Genomic DNA, 358 nt, shown 5'->3' on the forward strand with positions numbered 1-358 from the left:
GCCTGGACCATCTTGATGATCCCGCCGACCCCGGCCGCCGCCTGGGCGTGACCGATGTTCGACTTCAGCGACCCCAGCCACAGCGGCCGCTGAGCCGACCGCTCCCGCCCGTAGGTCGCCAGCAGCGCCCGCGCCTCGATCGGATCACCCAGCGTCGTCCCCGTACCGTGCGCCTCGACCGCGTCCACCTCACCCGGCGAAACCCCCGCATTGGCCAGCGCCTGCCGGATCACCCGCTCCTGCGCCGGACCGTTCGGCGCCGTCAACCCGTTGGACGCACCGTCCTGGTTCACCGCCGAACCCCGCACCACCGCCAGCACCTCGTGCCCGTTGCGCCGCGCGTCCGACAACCGCTCCA

At 72.9% G+C, this 358-nt stretch carries 1 protein-coding gene; it reads right to left on the bottom strand.

What is annotated here, in order from left to right:
• A partial coding sequence (locus tag OSB71_RS24375; protein ID WP_265950966.1) for a polyketide synthase occupies positions 1–358 on the bottom strand: 358 nt, incomplete at both ends.

The organism is Streptomyces marinisediminis (assembly GCF_026262575.1).
GTDB classification, from domain to species: domain Bacteria; phylum Actinomycetota; class Actinomycetes; order Streptomycetales; family Streptomycetaceae; genus Streptomyces; species Streptomyces marinisediminis.